Origin of the sequence: Rhodoblastus acidophilus (assembly GCF_009720655.1) — a bacterium.
GTDB lineage: Bacteria > Pseudomonadota > Alphaproteobacteria > Rhizobiales > Beijerinckiaceae > Rhodoblastus > Rhodoblastus acidophilus_A.
In genome coordinates, this window is sequence record NZ_WNKS01000001.1 from 49,930 (window position 1) to 66,457 (window position 16,528).

Consider the following 16,528-nt stretch of genomic DNA (forward strand, 5'->3'; position numbering starts at 1 on the left):
ACCAGCGCAAGACACTGAAACGATGGACATGACCATGCCGCATCTCCGCCTGATCAAGACCTCGGAACACGCCAGCCTGAAACGCCTGGCGCGGGCGGCGGCCCTGCTCGTCGCGGTTCCGCTCGCCGCCTGCTCGAGCGGCGGCGCCGACCGGATCGTCGCCACCTCGATCCCGAGCGAGGACTTCCACGCCCGTCACCCGATCGAACTGGCCAGCAGCCGCGCGACTCTCGACGTGATCCCTTACGTTCATGCCGGCGCGCTCGACGCGCGCTCCAAGAGCCAGATCAAGCAGTTCGCGTCGGAATACGCGAAAACCGGCTCCGGAGAGATCGGATTGGCGGTGCCGCAGAGCGGACCCGGCGCGGCCGAGGCGCGCGCGGCCGTGCCCGCGGTGCGCGCCGCGCTCGCCGCCGGCGGCGCGCGCAGCTACGTGGCGATTTCCTCCTATCCGATCGCCGATCCGAGCGTCGCCGCGCCGATCCGCCTGTCCTACGCCACCGTGATCGCCCGGACCCGCACGCGCTGCGGCCAGTGGCCCAACGACCTCGCCTCCGGCTCGTCGACGGAAGGCTGGGAGAACAAGCCCTACTGGAACCTGGGCTGCGCGAACCAGCAGATGATCGCGGCCCAGACGGCCGATCCGCGCGACCTGCTGAGCCCGACGGCGACCACCCCGCCCGATCCGCAGATCGTTTCGCGCGGCATCGTCGCCGTGCGCCAGGGCAAGGATCCGAGCACGGCCTGGCAGGTCCAGAACACCAACATCGGCGGCGTAGGGAACTGATCCAAGGACTCTTTTCATGACGGATTCGATGCACGAACAGCTGGATTCCTCGCACTACGCGCAGATCGCGCCGGCGCCGCGCATATCGCTCCAGGCGTTCTGCGAGACGCCGGATCTGGCGCAGCTGATCGGCGAGGCCGCCATCGACCGGCGCATGGAGAAAGCCCATGTCAAGGTGAACATGGGCGGCGCCCAGGCGGCGATCGAGGCTTACCGCACCTCGCCGACGCCCAACGTCATCGTGCTCGAAACCTCGGCCGCCCGCGCCGAGCTGATCGAACACTTGGAGGCCCTCGCGGAATTCTGCGATTCCGGCACCAAGGTGATCGTGATCGGCCAGCTCAACGACATCACGCTCTATCGCGAGCTGATTTCGCGCGGCGTGTCCGACTATCTGGTCAAGCCGTTCGGCGTGATGGATTTCATCGCGGCCCTGTCGGCCCAATACCACCAGGAGTCCGCCGCGCCGCTCGGCCGCGTGATCGCGGTGACCGGCTGCAAGGGGGGCGTGGGCGCCTCCTGCGTCGCGCACAACCTCGCCTGGGCCATTTCCCGCGAACTCGACGCGTCCACGGTGATCGTCGACCTCGACCTGCCCTTCGGCACCGCCGGCCTCGACTTCAACCAGGACCCGCCGCAGGGCATAGCGGAAGCCGTGTTCGCGCCCGATCGCCTCGACGCCAACCTCGTCGACCGCCTGCTGTCGAAATGCAGCGACAAGCTGTCGATCCTGGCGGCGCCGGCCACGGTGGAGCGCAGCTACGATTTTCAGGAGACCACCTTCGACGCGCTGCTGGAGCTGTTGCGCGCGACGACGCCCTATATCGTTCTCGACGTGCCGCACATGTGGACGGGCTGGTCGCGGCGGATGATGGTGACCGCCGACGAGGCGCTGCTGGTTTCGGCGCCCGATCTCGCCGGCCTGCGCAACACCAAAAGCCTGCTCGACACGCTGCGCGCCGCCCGCAAGAACGATCCGGTCCCGCGTTTCGTCCTCAATGGCGTGGGCATGCCCAAGCGCCCGGAAATCGCCGTCGCCGATTTCGCCCGCGCCGTGGAGGCCCAGCCTCTGGCGGTGACGCCGTTCGACGCCAAACTGTTCGGCGCGGCCTCCAACAACGGACAGATGATCGCGGAGCTGGACGAGGGCGAAAAGGTCGCGCCCATCTTCGGCGACATCGCCCGCGCGGTCACCGGACGCGCGCCCATCAAGCGCGAGCGGAAGAGCTTTCTGGAGCCGCTGCTCGCGGTCCTGAAGGGCTGACGCGCAGACAAAAGGTTTTTTCCGGCATGAAACCGGATTCTCGAGAGGGACTGTAAACGGAGATGTTCGGAAAGCGTTCCGCCAACACCGCCGCGCCGCGCGCCAGCCAGGGTCCGTCGTCCACGGTCGTCGAGGCGATCGCCTCGCCTGTCGCGCTCACGCCGCAGCCGACGGTCGCCCCGCCGCCGGCGCCCCCGCCGGAGGTGCGGCGCTCCGACGAATATTACATGACGAAGAGCACGATTTTTGGCGCGCTGATCGAGGCGATCGACCTCTCTCAGCTGTCAAAACTCGACGCCGAGAGCGCGCGCGAGGAAATCCGCGACATCGTCAACGAGATCATCGCCATCAAGAATGTGGTGCTGTCGATCGCGGAGCAGGAGGACCTGCTCGAGGACATTTGCAATGACGTGCTCGGCTATGGCCCGCTCGAGCCGCTGCTGGCGCGCGACGACATCGCCGACATCATGGTGAACGGAAGCAACAGGACCTATATCGAGGTTCAAGGAAAAATTCAGCTCACCAGCGTGCGATTCCGCGACAACGCCCAGCTGATGAACATCTGCCAGCGCATCGTCAGCCAGGTCGGCCGCCGCGTCGACGAAGCGTCTCCCATCTGCGACGCGCGTCTGCTCGACGGCTCGCGCGTCAATGTGATCGGGCCGCCGCTCGCCATCGACGGGCCCGCGCTCACCATCCGCAAGTTCAAGAAGGACAAGCTGACGCTCGACCAGATCACCAGGTTTGGCGCCATTTCGCCCGAGGGCGCGGAGATCCTGAAGATCATCGGCAGGGTGCGCTGCAACGTGCTGATTTCGGGAGGCACGGGCTCGGGCAAGACCACCCTGCTCAACTGCCTCACCAACTACATCGAAGACGACGAGCGCGTCATCACCTGCGAGGACGCGGCGGAGCTGCAATTGCAGCAGCCGCATGTGGTGCGCCTCGAAACCCGCCCGCCCAATCTCGAAGGGCAGGGCGCCATCACCATGCGCGACCTCGTGAAGAACTGCCTGCGCATGCGTCCCGAACGCATCATCGTCGGCGAAGTGCGCGGACCCGAGGCCTTCGACCTGTTGCAGGCGATGAACACGGGTCACGACGGCTCGATGGGCACGCTGCACGCCAACTCGCCGCGCGAGGCGCTGAGCCGTCTCGAATCCATGATCACCATGGGCGGCTTCGCCCTGCCGCCGCGCACCATCCGCGAGATGATCGTCTCCTCGATCGACGTCATCATCCAGGCGGCGCGTCTGCGCGACGGCTCGCGCCGCATCACCCACATCACCGAGGTCATGGGCCTGGAAGGCGAAACCGTCATCACCCAGGACCTGTTCCTCTACGACATCATCGGCGAGGACGCCAACGGCAAGCTCAAGGGACGCCACCGCTCCACGGGAATCGGACGTCCGCGCTTCTGGGAGCGCGCCCGCTATTTCAACGAGGAAGGGCGCCTGGCGGCGGCGCTCGACGCCTCCGAACTGCGCGAATAGGAGTTTCTGCCTTGGAGTCCAGATCGCTGCTGATCATCGCTCTCGCGCTCGCAGCCGCCGGGGGCGCCGCCGGCCTGATCGTCCCCTATCTCAACGGCGACGTGAAAGGCGAAAAGCGCCAGGCGCAACTGCTCGCCAAGCGCTCGGGCGTGCCGCGCGAGCGTCAGGTCGACGCGACGGCGCGCCGCAAGCAGGTGGCCGACAGCCTGAAGGAGCTCGAGCAGCGCAACGCCAAGAAGGCGAAGCTGTCGCTGGAGACCCGCATCGCCCAGGCGGGCATGTCGCTGTCCAAGCAGATGTATTACATCGTGTCCGCATTCGCCGGCGGCTTCATCGCCCTGCTGCTGTACTCGTTCACCGGCAATCCGGCCTTCGGCGCCGCCGGGATGGTGATCGGCGGCCTCGGACTGCCGAGCATGTGGCTGTCGCGCATGACCAAGAGCCGGCTGAAGAAATTCACGCTGGAATTCCCCGGCGCCGTCGACGTGATCATTCGCGGCGTCAAGGCGGGCCTGCCGCTCGGCGATTGCCTGCGCATCATCGCCTCCGAGGCGCCCGAGCCCGTGCGCGGCGAATTCCGCCAGATCGTCGAGGCGCAGACCCTGGGCATGTCGGTGAGCGAGGCGGTGGAGCGCCTGCCCGAACGCATCCCGACCGCCGAAGCCAATTTCTTCGCCATCGTCATCTCCATCCAGCAGAAGGCGGGCGGCAATCTCGGCGAAGCCCTGAGCAATCTGTCGCGCGTGCTGCGCGAGCGGAAAAAAATGGCCGACAAGGTCAGGGCCATGTCGTCGGAGGCGCGCGCCTCCGCCTATATCATCGCCTCGCTGCCGCTCATCGTCGCCTTGCTCGTCTATCTCACCAGCCCGCAATATATCGAGCAGCTGTGGATCAAGGAGGCCGGGCGCGTCGTGCTGTTTTGCTGCGCCTGCCTGATGGGCGTGGGCGTCTTCGTCATGAACAAGATGATCAGCTTCGACATCTGAGGCCGGCATGCTCTCGCTTCTCTTCACCAAGCTCTCCGATCCCCGCTTCATCGTGGCGCTGGTCATCGGCGTCATTACCGTCGCGAGCCTGATCGTCATCGCCATGCCGTTTCTCCAGGGCGATTCGCTGGAGGAGCGGATGAAGTCGGTGGCGGTCGAGCGCGAGCGCATCCGCGCGCGCGAGCGTGAAAAACTGGCGGCCAGGGCCAACAACAAGCAGGGCCTGAGGCATTCGTCCAAGACCTACATGAAGGATGTGGTCGAGCGCTTCAGCCTGTCGAAATGGCTGGGGGCCGACGAGGCCAAGGGCAAGCTGGCCAGGGCCGGCTTTCGCGGCCCGCAGGCGGAGATCGGCTTTTTGTTCTTCCGCCTCGTGGCGCCGATCGGCCTGTCGGTGTTCGGCTCGCTCTACGCCTTCCTGGTGCTGAACCTGCAGATCGGACTGTTGCAGAAGCTGGCCGTGGTGGTCCTGCTGCTCTACATGGGCCTGAAACTGCCGGAAATCTATCTGAGCAACACCATCACCAAGCGCCAGTTGGAAATGCGTCGCGCCTTCCCTGACGCGCTCGACCTGCTGTTGATCTGCATCGAATCCGGCATGTCCATCGAACATGGGTTTCGCCGGGTGAGTCAGGAAATCGGCGTGCGCTCGCTGGCGCTCGCGGAAGAATTCACCCTGACCACGGCGGAATTGTCCTATCTGCCCGACCGGCGCACGGCCTATGACAATTTTTACGCGCGCACCGGTCTCGACGACGTGAAGAACGTGGTGACCTCGCTGGTCCAGGCGGAAAAATACGGCACGCCGCTCGGCACGGCGCTGCGCACGGTGTCGCAGGAAGCGCGCGACACCCGCATGATGGAGGCGGAGAAGAAGGCGGCGTCGCTGCCGCCCAAGCTGACGGTGCCGATGATCATCTGCTTCCTGCCGGTGCTGTTCGCGGTGATCATGACGCCGGCGGTCATTCAAGTGATGGCGGTGCAATAGGGGGGCGACCCTTGGACCGCCCTCGTCCTTCGAGACAGCCGCCATAGGGCGTCTGAAGACGCCCTATGGCGGCTTCCTCAGGATGAGGGCTTTGTTGTTCCAAAAAAAGAAGGGGCCGAAGCGATCTGCTTCGGCCCCTTTTGTGTGAGTGCGAGAAGATCAGCGGACGGCGGTCTTGCCGCGCGTCGCGGCGGCCTGGATGTCGCGCCAGCCGTTGTTTTGCGAAATCATCTGGCGGATCGACGCGACATTCTCGCGCGCCTGCTGGGGCGAGAGGTCGCGCTGCGAAACCTGCTCGGCTTCCGCAAACTTGCCTTGCAGCGCCAGCACCAGCGCGAGATTCTGGCGCACCCGCATGTCGGCGCGCGGACTGGCGGCGGCTTCGCGCAAGACTTGCTCGGCCTGTCGCAGGTTGTTCGACAAAGCGTAGGACAGGCCGAGATTGGAGAGCACGGAGGGCTCGTCGGGGGCCAGTTTCAGCGCCGTCTCGTAGAGCGCCTGCGCCTGACGGTGATCGCCCATCTGGTCGGCGATCGAGCCGCGAGTCGAAATCACCGACCAGTTCGGGCTGTCCGGGGCGTCGGCGTTCTCCAGCGCGGCGCTGGCCTCCTGGAGCCGGCCGGCGTCGGCGAGCGCCTTGCCATAGGCGGCGAGCACCTCGCGGTCCCTGGGATATTTGATCGCGGCGTTTTGCAGCACCGCCGCCGCCTGGTCGTTCAGTTCGCGGGAGCGCAGCGCGCGCGCATAGGCCAGCGCCACCGTCTTGTTTTCGGGATGGGCCTCGTAGCGCGCCTGCAGGCCCTCCGAATAGCGGCGCAGGTCTTCCGGCGAATGGGAGTCGGGCGCGGAGGGCATGCCGATCGAGCTGGTGACGTCGCCCATGCTCTTGCAGCCGCCGAGGGCGACGAGGACGCTCAGGGCGATTCCGGCGAGAAAACGCTGAGATGATCGGCTGTGCACGGCGCATCCCCACAAATTTCGGACTTCTAACGTAACGAATAATTCGTTAACCCTAACGGACTGTTAATGCCCGCCTGCTTCGTCGAAAGACCGTTCATGCCCCAGCTTCCCGAACTCACATTCGCCGGTGACGACGAGGCCGCCACGCCGGTCTGGATCGCGCCCGTCGCCACGGTCAAGGCGGCGTTGGCCGGGGAGGGGGGCGGCTTGCCCGCCGAGGCCGTGGCGCTGGCCGGCGCGACGGGATTTGAGCCGCGCGCGGGAAAACACCTGTTTTTCGTCCAGGACAGCGGCGTCGCCGCCGTGCTGTTCTGTGTGGAGGAGGACGGCGAGCCCTTCCAGCTCGGCGCCTTGGCGGGACTGCCCGAAGGGGTTTATCGGCTGGTCGGGCCGCTGGACAACGCCGCGCTCGCCTCGTTGGGCTTTCTGCTCGGCTCCTATCGCTTCACCCGCTACAGGACGGCGAAACCGGGACCGCGCCTTGTCGCGCCCGAAGGGGTTTTGCGCACGGAGATCGAGGCCGTGGCTTCCGCTGTCGCGCTCGCCCGCGATCTCGTCAACACGCCCGCCAATGACCTTGGCCCGGATGAGCTTGAGTTTTTTGCGCGCGCGGTCGCCGAAAAATTTGGCGCCGGGATCAGCGTGATTCGAGGCGAGGCGCTGGAGCGCGAGTTTCCGCTGATCCATGCGGTCGGCAAAGGCTCGCCGCGGGCGCCGCGCCTTGTCGAATTGCGCTGGAAGCCCGAGCGGGTTCGAAAACTGTCCCTGGTCGGCAAGGGGGTTTGTTTCGATTCCGGCGGACTCGACATCAAGCCCGAGAGCGCCATGGGGCTGATGAAAAAGGATATGGGCGGCGCCGCGGCGGCTTTGGCGGCGAGCGCCATGATTATGGCCGCCGACCTCGACGTTTCGCTGCGCCTGCTGCTGCCGATCGTGGAAAATTCGGTGTCCGGCGAGGCTTTTCGCCCGGGCGACGTCTATCGCAGCCGAAAAGGGCTGACCGTCGAGATCGGCAACACCGACGCCGAGGGGCGCCTGATTCTGGCCGATGCGCTGGCGCTCGCCGATGAGGAAAAGCCGGATTTGCTTGTCGACTTCGCCACGCTGACCGGGGCGGCGCGCGTCGCGCTCGGCCCGGATCTGCCGCCTTTTTATACCGAGGACGAGGGGCTCGCCGAGGCCATCGCCCGCCACGGCGTCGCCAGCAACGATCCGGTCTGGCGGCTGCCGCTGTGGAAGGCCTACGACCAGAAACTCGACAGCAAGATCGCCGATCTCAACAACGCCCCCGCCGGCGGCATGGCCGGGTCGATCATGGCGGCCTTGTTCCTGAAGCGATTCGTTTCGCCGGGCGTCTCCTGGGCGCATTTCGACATCTACGCCTGGACCCCCGCCGCGCGGCCCGGCCGTCCCGAGGGCGGCGAAGCGCAGGCGGCGCGGCTGATCTACAGCCTCGCCCGCGAAAAATTCGGTTTGGCAAAGCTTTTGTAATGCCGCAAGGTTAGATTGGGATCGCAACACGAGCCGAACCTTGACCTACGATACGCGACTGACTCCGGCGCGGCCCGATCTGGCCGCGGAACATCTTCGGGAGACCATCCAGGCCGACGCCTATGCGCCGGGCCGGCGCATGCAGGTCGTGCGCTCCTTCGTCGACGTGAAGCGCGCGCCCGCCGACAGCGCGCCGACCGACACCCAGGCGCTGTTTGGCGAGACGCTGATCGTCTATGAGCAGAAGAACGGCTTTTGCTGGGGGCAGCTCGATCGCGACCGCTATGTCGGCTATATCGACGAGACGGCGCTCGCGGAAAAGAGTTTCAAGCCGAACCATCGCGTGCGCACGCGGCACACGATGGTCTATCCCGAGCCCAGCATCAAAGCGCCGCCCGTCGAGGCGCTGCCGTTCGGCGCGGAAGTGAATGTGGTCTCGGCGAGCAAGGATTTTTCGGAAATTCAGGGCGGCGGGCACATCTTCAGCCGGCACCTCGCGCCGACCACGCGCCCGCTGAGCGATTTCGTCGGCCTCGCCGAAATGTTTTTGCACACGCCCTATCTGTGGGGCGGCAAGACCGACATGGGCATCGACTGCTCGGGGCTGGCGCAGCTCGCGCTGAACGCCATCGGCGTTCCCGCCCCGCGCGACACCGACATGATGGAGGCCGCGCTTGGCCGTCCCGCCGACATCGACGACCGCATGCGCGGGCTGCGCCGGGGCGATCTGGTGTTTTGGCGCGGCCATGTGGCGATCATGCGGGATGAACACACCATCATTCACGCCACCGCGCATTCGATGACGGTGATGATCGAGCCGCTGCAAACGGCGCGCGACCGCATCAGGTCGAACAATTTTTCCGAGATCACGGCGGTGCGGCGGGTTTAGGCGACGCCGCCAATCAACCGCCCGTCGTGGGGGGCGCGCCCCCCTCATCCGGCCCCTTCCACCTTCTCTCGCCGCAGGGCGTTCGTCAGAACGCCCGTCTGACGACGGGCTATGGGGAGAAGGAGTAGGCGCCCCATTCGGAAAATCAACTTCTGCGTATAAGCCGCAGCGCTTGCGGGGGCATGCTTAAGCCTCGGTCAAGGCTTCAATCGGAAGTTGTCTTTAGTCAGCAGCAAACTTGCGACGAAAGCCAACCGGTTGGGAGACGAATCCATGAATGCCTGGCGCGACATGAAAATCGGCGCGAAAATCGTCGCGGCGCTCGCCGCTCTGCTCTTGCTGGCGGCGGCCGTTGGTGGCGCGGCCTTCGTGCAAATGAGCGAAATGAACGCCCGAGCGGCCGAAATTCGTGACAATTGGCTGCCATCGGTCGCCCGACTCGCGGATATTCGGGTGGGAATGGCGCGTCTCTATCGCGCGCAATCCGATCTGTTGGTCGCCACGGCGATCCAAAGCGGCCAAACCGAAGCGCAGGCCATGCTCGACCAAACCATGCAGGAAGTCGAGCAGGCTTATCAGGGTTACAAGCCCTTGATCACGCCGAACAGCGAAGACGTCATCCTGATGAAGCAGTTCGCGCAGATTTGGTCCGAAATTCGCGACGCGCAGCAGCGCTTGCGCGATGTCGCCCAAAAAGGCGACGCCACTGGCGCGGTCAAGATTTATCGGGATGAGCTGGCGCCGCTGCGGCTGAAAATGGGCGAGGTCCTTGTCAAGGATTCGGCCTTCAATGAAGACGGCGGCAAGAAATCCGCAGCGGCCGGCGAAGCCGCCTACAATTCCGCAAAACTGGTCCTCGCGGTCGTCCTCCTGCTCGCCGCCGGACTGGGCGTGCTCGCGGCGCTCGCGCTGATCGGCGGCGTGTCGCGGCCCCTGGGCCGCGCGACCGAAGCGGTCGACACCCTCGCCCGCGGCGACCTGAATGTCGAAATCGTCGATGACGGCCGCAAGGACGAGGTCGGCGCCTTGATGAAGGCCCTGGCGGTGTTCAAGGCCAAAATGCTGCAAGCCCGCACGCTCGAAGCCGAGGCCGCCGCCAGCCAGGCGCGCGCGCGAGAACAGCGGCGCGCGGAAGCCCTGACCTTGGCCAATGAATTCGACCGCAACGTCAATTCCATTGTCGCCGAAGTGGCCAAGGCCGCCGCCGAATTCCAGGGCGCGGCGCGCATCCTCAGCGATTCCGCCGTCGAAACCGCGAGCCAGGCCAAGGTGGTCGCCGAAGCCTCGGAGAGCTCCTCGGCCAACATCGGTTCGGTCGCCTCCGCGACGGAGCAGCTCACCTATTCGGTGCAGGAGATCAACGGTCAGGTCGATCAGTCCAGGCAAATCGCCAGCGAGTCCGCGACGCAGGCGGAAAAGACCGACGCGCAGATGCGCGAACTCGCCGTCGCCGCGGAAAAAATCGGCGGCATCGTCAGCCTGATCTCCGACATCGCCGGACAGACCAACATGCTCGCCCTGAACGCGACCATCGAGGCGGCGCGCGCGGGCGAGGCGGGACGCGGCTTCAATGTGGTGGCGCAGGAAGTGAAATCGCTCGCCGAACAGACGACGAAAGCCACCTCCGAGATCGCCGGCCAGATCGGCGACATCCAGGCCACCGCCCAGCGCGCGGCGCAGAACATTTCCGCCATCGTGCGCACCACGGAGGAGACCAACCGCGTCGCGCAGACCATCGCCGCCGCCGTCTCCCAGCAGGGCGAGGCCACCTCCGAAATCGCCCGCAACGTGCAGCAGGCGTCGAAAGGGGCGCAAGCGGTGACCGAAAACATCGGCGGCGTGCTGTCGGCGGCGCAGCATTCCTCCGCCGCCTCGACGCAAATGCTCGCGTCCGCGCAGACGCTGTCGCAGCAATCGGATCGGCTGCGCAGTGAGGTTGATTCGTTCCTGGCCTCTGTCCGCGCCGCGTGAAACCCAGGTCTCGGGCCGGTTCGGCGAACGGAGGTTCGTCGATCCGGCTCTCGCCTCCATCCTCGCGGCGTTTCGCGAAACGTGCGACCTGAGGTTGTAATCGGGGCGATCAAACCGTCAAAAAGGCGTGAAATTTGTGTGATTTTCGCACGAATTCACGCAAATTTTCATGCGATTCTTGCCGGTGCAATCGCGCGGTTGCGTACGAAATACGGTGGGGGCGCCGGCGTCCGCTGGCGCCGCGTCGCCGTCGAGAGAGCTATTAGTGTTTAAAATCAAGATTTTGAGGACGGGTGTGGCGCCCCGGCGTTTCACGTGGAACATAGCATGAACAATATCTTGTGCGCGCCGCGTTTTCACTTTTGACCGCGACATGAACGCCGCTCGGGAAGGGGACAGGAACGCATCGCGCTCCTTTGGCCCAGTTGGCTTATGCTGTCGGGGCGCGTCGAGGCTCATCTCGGAGTCCCCCTCACCCTAACCCTCTCCCCGCAAGCGGGGCGAGGGGACAGGTCCGTCGCGCGCCCTACAGAGTTCGCCTCAGCCGCGCCGCGATCTCGCCGATCAGCCCGCGCCGGAAGGCCAGCACGCAGACGACAAAAATCGCGCCCTGGATCACCGTCATCCACTGGGCGAAATCCGGGCCGCCGATGCGGTTCAAGACTTCCGGGATCGCCACGACGAAAATCGCGCCGATGACAGGCCCCGTCATCGTCCCCATGCCGCCGAGCAGGACCATCAGGATCACTTCGCCCGACATCGACCAGTGCATGTCCGTGAGCGTCGCGCTTTGCGTCACCAGCGCCTTGGTTCCCCCGGCGAGGCCGGCGAGCGCCGCCGACAGGCCGAACGCCGCCAGCTTGTAGGAGTCCACGCTGTAGCCAAGCGAAATCGCGCGCGGCTCGTTCTCGCGGATCGCCTTGAGCACGGCGCCGAACGGCGAATGCACGATGCGGTAGATGGCGAACAGCCCGGCGAGGAAAATCGCCAGCACGAAATAATACATCACGCGGTCGTCGCTGAGCGGAATCAGCCCGAAAAGCTTGCCGCGCGGCACGCCCTGGATGCCGTCCTCGCCATGGGTGAACGGGACTTGCAGCGCGATGAAATAGCCCATCTGCGCCAGGGCGAGGGTGATCATGGAGAAATAGATGCCCTGGCGGCGGATCGACAACATGCCGGCGCCCAGGCCCAGCAGACCGGCGAAGGCGGTCGCGGCGAGCAGGCTGAGCTCCGTCGGCCAGCCCCACACTCTGGCGGCATGGGCGGCGACGTAAGCCGCGCCGCCGAAAAACAGCGCATGGCCGAAGGACAGCAAGCCGGCATAGCCGACCAGCAGGTTGAAGGCGGCGGCGAACAGCGCGAAGCACAGGGCGGTGGCGAGGAAGAACGGATAGAGGGCGAAGGGCGCGACGACGAGCAGCGCCGTCAGCACGGCGAAGGCGATGAACTCGGCCGGTTTTGGCCGGGCCGCTGTGGGCCCCGAGGCTGAGAGCGCTTGGGCCTTCATAGCTTTTTCCCAAAAAGTCCGGTCGGCTTGACCAGCAGGACCGCCACCATGATGACGAAGACGACGATGTTCGCCGCCTGCGGATAAAACACCTTGGTCAGGCCCTCGACGACGCCGAGCATGAAGCCGGCGCCGATGGCGCCGAGGATCGAGCCCATGCCGCCGATCACCACCACCGCGAAGACGACGATGATGAAATCGGCGCCCATCAGCGGACGCACCTGGTAGATCGGCGCCGCCAGGACGCCGGCGAGCGCGGCGAGGCCGACGCCGAACCCGTAGGTGAGCGTGATCAGGCGCGGCACGTTGATGCCGAAGGCGCGGGTGAGTTCGGGATTCTCCGTCGCGGCGCGCAAGACGGCGCCGAGCCGGGTCTTCTCGATCATGAACCAGGTGAACAGGCAGACACTGAGCGAAAACACGACCGCCCAGGCGCGATAGGTCGGCAGGTACATGAAGCCGAGATTGGTGCCGCCCTTGAGCTGCTCCGGCAGCGGATAGGGCTGGCCCGAGGCGCCGAACTGGTTTTGGAACACCCCCTGGATGATCAGGGCGAGGCCGAAGGTGAGCAGCAGGCCGTAGATGTGGTCGAGCCCGGCGAGGCGTTTCAGCATCGTCCGCTCGATGATCATGCCGAACAATGCGACGCCGAGCGGCGCGAGGATCAGCGCCGGCCAATAGCCGATGTGGAAGGCGGAGAGCAGGAACCAGGCCGCGAAGGCGCCGACCATGTAGAGCGCGCCATGGGCGAAATTGACGATGTTCAGCATGCCGAAGATCACGGCGAGGCCGAGGCTCAGCATGGCGTAGAAGGCGCCGTTGATCAGCCCGAGCAGGAGCTGGCCGAACAGGGCTTGGGTCGAAATGCCGAGCAGGGGGATCATCTCCCTCTCCCAGTCTTAGGGCTGTCCGGGCAAACGGCCGATTCCACAATCACGCGAACATCCCGCTGGCCATGCAACTTGATGTCGTCATGGCCGGGCTTGTCCCGGCCATCCACGCGGCGCCGCAGCGCGACTTCTCGGGAGATGATCTCTTGCGGCTCGGCGTGGATGCCCGGCACAAGGCCGGGCATGACGTCCGTGAGCATCTTCCCGCTTGCGGGGAGATGGAACCAGTCTGTCACTTCTTCACCAGCGGGCATTCGCTTTGGGACAGGGGTCGAAAAGCCTCGTCGGCGGGGATGGTGGCGATCACCTTCGCGTAATCCCACGGATATTTCGATTCCGCCGGGGTCTTCACCTGCAACAGGTAGGCCGGGTGGATTTTGCGGCCGTCCTCGCGGATCGACCCCTTGCCAAAAGCCTGGTCGTCGGTGGGCGTCGCCTTCATTTTCGCGACCACCGCCGCGCCGTCCGCCGGCGAGCCCAGCCCGTCCACCGCCTTGAGATAATGGAGCACCGAGGAATAGACGCCGGCCTGCACCATGGTCGGCTTGGCGTGATTCTTCGCCTTTTGCGAGAAACGGTCGGCGAAGGCGCGGGTGTCGTCGTTGAGGTCCCAGTAATAGGTCTCGGTGAACTCCAGGCCCTGGGCGACGGGAAGGCCGAGCGCGTTGACGTCGGAAATGAAGATCAGCAGCGCCGCGAGTTTTTGGCCGCTCTGGGTGATGCCGAATTCCGCCGCCTGCTTGATGGCGTTGGCGGAATCCGCCCCGGCGTTGGCGAGGCCGATCACCTTGGCCTTGGACGACTGCGCTTGCAGCAGTTGCGAGGAGAAGTCGGCGTTGTTCAGCGGCGCGTAAACATTGCCGATGATCTTGCCGCCATTGGCGCTGACGACCGCCGTGGTGTCGCGCTCCAGCGCCTTGCCGAAGGCGTAGTCGGCGGTGATGAAATACCAGCTGTCGCCGCCGGCCTTGGTCATGGCCTTGCCCGTGCTGTTGGCCAGCGCGTAGGTGTCATAGGTCCAGTGAATCTGGTTCGGCGTGCAGGCCTTGCCCGTCAGGTCGGAGGACGCGGCGCCGGAGTTGAGAAAAACCTTGTTCTTGTCCTTGACGATCTGGCCGACCGCAAGCGCGACGCCGGAATTCAGCGTGTCGACGATCACGTCCGCCTTGCCCTGGTCGAACCATTCGCGGGCGATGCTGGTGCCGACGTCGACCTTGTTGAGATGGTCGGCGTAAACAAGTTCGACCTTCCAGCCTTTTCCGGCCATCCCGGATTCGTCGATGGCCAGTTGCGCGGCGATCTGCGAGCCGACGCCGCCGACATCGGCATAGGGGCCGGAACCGTCGGTGAGCACGCCGACCTTGACCACCTTGTCGGCGGCAAAGGCGTAAGCGGTCATCACTCCCAGCGCCACGCCGGCCAAAACAATCTTTTTCATAAGCTTCCTCCCATTCCATGCCCGTTCCGGGCTATTTGAAAATTCAGACGCCGAGATAGGCGTGGAGCTTGTCCATGTTGTCGGGCAATTCGGCGGCGGCGAAGGCGTCGATCACCTGGCCGTGCTCCATCACGTAGAAACGGTCGGCGAGCTGCGACGCCCAACGGAAATTCTGTTCGACCAGCAAAAGGGTGAAGCCGCGCGGCTTGAGCTTTTGGATGGCGTGGCCGATCTGCTTGATGATGATCGGGGCCAAGCCTTCGGTCGGCTCGTCGAGCATGAGCAGGCGGGCTCCGGTGCGCAGGATGCGGGCGATCGCCAGCATCTGCTGCTCGCCGCCGGACAATTTGCCGCCCATGCTGGTCGAACGCTCGCTGAGGTTCGGGAAAAGCTCGTAGATTTCGTCGAGCGACAGGCCGCCGTCGGCGATTTTCGGCGGCAACAAAAGATTTTCCAGCACGGTGAGGCTGGCGAACACGCCGCGCTCCTCCGGGCAAAGCGCGACGCCGCGCCGGGCGATCTTGTCGGACGACAGCGCGATGGTCTCGTCGCCGTCATAGATGATCGAGCCCTGGCGCTTGCCGATCATGCCCATCACGCATTTCAGCGTCGTGGTTTTGCCGGCGCCATTGCGGCCGAGCAGGGTGACGACTTCGCCCGGGCGCACCTCGAAATCCACGCCATGCAGCACATGCGATTCGCCGTACCAGGCCTGGAGCCCGGACACTTTGAGCAGAGGCTCAGCCATGCGGAGTCTCCTGAGTCTCGCCGAGATAGGCCTGCTGGACCGCGGGATCGGAGGACACGGCGGCGTAATCGCCTTCCGCCAGCACCTTTCCGCGGGTGAGCACGGTGATGACCTCGCACAGGCTGGCGACGACGTTGAGATTGTGCTCGACCATCACCACCGTGCGCCCCTGGGCGACGCGTTTGATCAAAGCGGCGATGCGCTCGATGTCCTCTTGGCCCATGCCGGCGAGCGGTTCGTCGAGCAGCAGCACTTTCGGGTCGAGGGCGAGGGTGGTCGCCAGCTCCAGGGCGCGCTTGCGGCCGTAGGGCATTTCGCCTGCTGGCGTCTCTTCCCAGCCGGCGAGGCCGACCTCGTCCATCAGCGCGCGGGCGTCGGCGTCATATTTGCGCAGAACGCGGTCGGAGCGCCAGAAGTCGAAGCTCTCGCCGCGCTTGCGCTGCAGGGCGGCGCGCACGTTTTCAAGCGCGGTCAGGTGCGGAAAGACGGCGGAAATCTGGAACGAGCGCACCAGCCCCATGCGCGCGACCTCGGCGGGCCGGGCCCTGGTGATGTCCTGGCCCTCGTAAAGGATGGTGCCGCGCGTCGGGACCAGAAACTTGGTCAGCAGATTGAAGCAGGTGCTCTTTCCCGCTCCATTGGGACCGATCAGCCCGTGAATCGTGTTCCGCCGCACGCGCAGGCGGACATCGCTCACCGCTGTGAAGCCGGCGAATTCCTTCGTCAACCCGGATGTTTCCAGGGCATAAACCGTCATAAGGCGGCATTCCTCCCACGGAGCGTTCGCCCCGCATTCCATTAGGTCCCTTTGGCGGGACTCTGTGGGGCGAAGTGTAGGCGCCGCGGCGTCAGGGAATCAAGCGGCGATCAAGGTTTTTCTCGTTCTTTAGTCCAAAGTCGCAGGAACGATTTTTCGTATTTCAAGCCCAAAGCTCCGCCAATTAGGCGAAAGTCGGCGTGACACTTTGACGCATATTCTCGGTCTGTGCCCTTCCTGGCTCTCGCCACAGCCTCCGTTTGGCGCTATGGGAGGCGCCTGCATGGTTTATTTGACATTTGTCAATGAACGCACGGCAGGAGCGGGCAATGGCCCGCGCAATGGCAATCTGGTAG

At 65.1% G+C, this 16,528-nt stretch carries 14 protein-coding genes; 8 read left to right on the plus strand and 6 right to left on the minus strand.

What is annotated here, in order from left to right:
- Positions 1-34 precede the first annotated feature (34 nt).
- The 5 genes from GJ654_RS00265 (at position 35) to GJ654_RS00285 (ending at position 5,518) form a co-directional block, all read left to right on the plus strand.
- A complete protein-coding gene (locus GJ654_RS00265) occupies positions 35-787 on the plus strand; it encodes a CpaD family pilus assembly protein (RefSeq protein WP_196305383.1) in 753 nt (250 codons plus the stop codon).
- A 16-nt stretch (positions 788-803) separates the two neighbouring features.
- A complete protein-coding gene (locus GJ654_RS00270) occupies positions 804-2,051 on the plus strand; it encodes an AAA family ATPase (protein ID WP_246664514.1) in 1,248 nt (415 codons plus the stop codon).
- 62 nt (positions 2,052-2,113) lie between these two features.
- Positions 2,114-3,544, plus strand: coding sequence for a CpaF family protein (locus GJ654_RS00275; RefSeq protein ID WP_155444096.1), 1,431 nt, complete (start codon positions 2,114-2,116; stop codon positions 3,542-3,544).
- Between the two features lie 11 nt (positions 3,545-3,555).
- Complete coding sequence (locus GJ654_RS00280) at positions 3,556-4,530, plus strand: type II secretion system F family protein (protein WP_155444097.1); 975 nt, start codon at positions 3,556-3,558, stop codon at positions 4,528-4,530.
- A 7-nt stretch (positions 4,531-4,537) separates the two neighbouring features.
- Positions 4,538-5,518, plus strand: coding sequence for a type II secretion system F family protein (locus tag GJ654_RS00285; RefSeq protein ID WP_155444098.1), 981 nt, complete (start codon positions 4,538-4,540; stop codon positions 5,516-5,518).
- A 159-nt stretch (positions 5,519-5,677) separates the two neighbouring features.
- Here the strand turns inward: GJ654_RS00285 and GJ654_RS00290 are convergent, their stop codons facing one another.
- Positions 5,678-6,478: a tetratricopeptide repeat protein gene (locus tag GJ654_RS00290; RefSeq protein ID WP_264586073.1), complete on the minus strand. Its 801-nt coding sequence runs from the start codon at positions 6,476-6,478 to the stop codon at positions 5,678-5,680.
- A 96-nt stretch (positions 6,479-6,574) separates the two neighbouring features.
- Here GJ654_RS00290 and GJ654_RS00295 point away from each other — a divergent pair, with 96 nt between their 5' ends.
- The 3 genes from GJ654_RS00295 to GJ654_RS00305 all read left to right on the plus strand — a co-directional run bounded on the left by GJ654_RS00295 (position 6,575) and on the right by GJ654_RS00305 (position 10,829).
- Positions 6,575-7,969 (plus strand): leucyl aminopeptidase family protein, encoded by a 1,395-nt coding sequence (locus GJ654_RS00295; protein ID WP_155444099.1) that lies wholly within the window; start codon positions 6,575-6,577, stop codon positions 7,967-7,969.
- Between the two features lie 40 nt (positions 7,970-8,009).
- Positions 8,010-8,858, plus strand: a complete 849-nt coding sequence (locus GJ654_RS00300) for an NlpC/P60 family protein (protein ID WP_155444100.1) — start codon at positions 8,010-8,012, stop codon at positions 8,856-8,858.
- Positions 8,859-9,131: 273 nt separating this feature from the next.
- Entirely contained in the window at positions 9,132-10,829 is a 1,698-nt protein-coding gene (locus tag GJ654_RS00305) for a methyl-accepting chemotaxis protein (RefSeq protein ID WP_155444101.1), read from the plus strand.
- A 526-nt stretch (positions 10,830-11,355) separates the two neighbouring features.
- Here GJ654_RS00305 and GJ654_RS00310 read toward each other — a convergent pair.
- From GJ654_RS00310 to GJ654_RS00330, 5 genes are all read right to left on the minus strand, one after another.
- Complete coding sequence (locus tag GJ654_RS00310) at positions 11,356-12,339, minus strand: branched-chain amino acid ABC transporter permease (RefSeq protein WP_155444102.1); 984 nt, start codon at positions 12,337-12,339, stop codon at positions 11,356-11,358.
- Positions 12,336-13,223: a branched-chain amino acid ABC transporter permease gene (locus GJ654_RS00315; RefSeq protein WP_155444103.1), complete on the minus strand. Its 888-nt coding sequence runs from the start codon at positions 13,221-13,223 to the stop codon at positions 12,336-12,338. The genes GJ654_RS00310 and GJ654_RS00315 overlap by 4 nt, the downstream gene beginning before the upstream one ends.
- 238 nt (positions 13,224-13,461) lie before the next feature.
- Entirely contained in the window at positions 13,462-14,667 is a 1,206-nt protein-coding gene (locus tag GJ654_RS00320; RefSeq protein WP_155444104.1) for an ABC transporter substrate-binding protein, read from the minus strand.
- A gap of 43 nt (positions 14,668-14,710) precedes the next feature.
- Complete coding sequence (locus tag GJ654_RS00325; protein WP_155444105.1) at positions 14,711-15,415, minus strand: ABC transporter ATP-binding protein; 705 nt, start codon at positions 15,413-15,415, stop codon at positions 14,711-14,713.
- The gene (locus GJ654_RS00330; protein WP_155444106.1) at positions 15,408-16,172 is read right to left on the minus strand and encodes an ABC transporter ATP-binding protein; all 765 of its coding nucleotides are present in this window, start codon (positions 16,170-16,172) and stop codon (positions 15,408-15,410) included. The genes GJ654_RS00325 and GJ654_RS00330 overlap by 8 nt, the downstream gene beginning before the upstream one ends.
- Between the last annotated feature and the right edge of the window lie 356 nt (positions 16,173-16,528).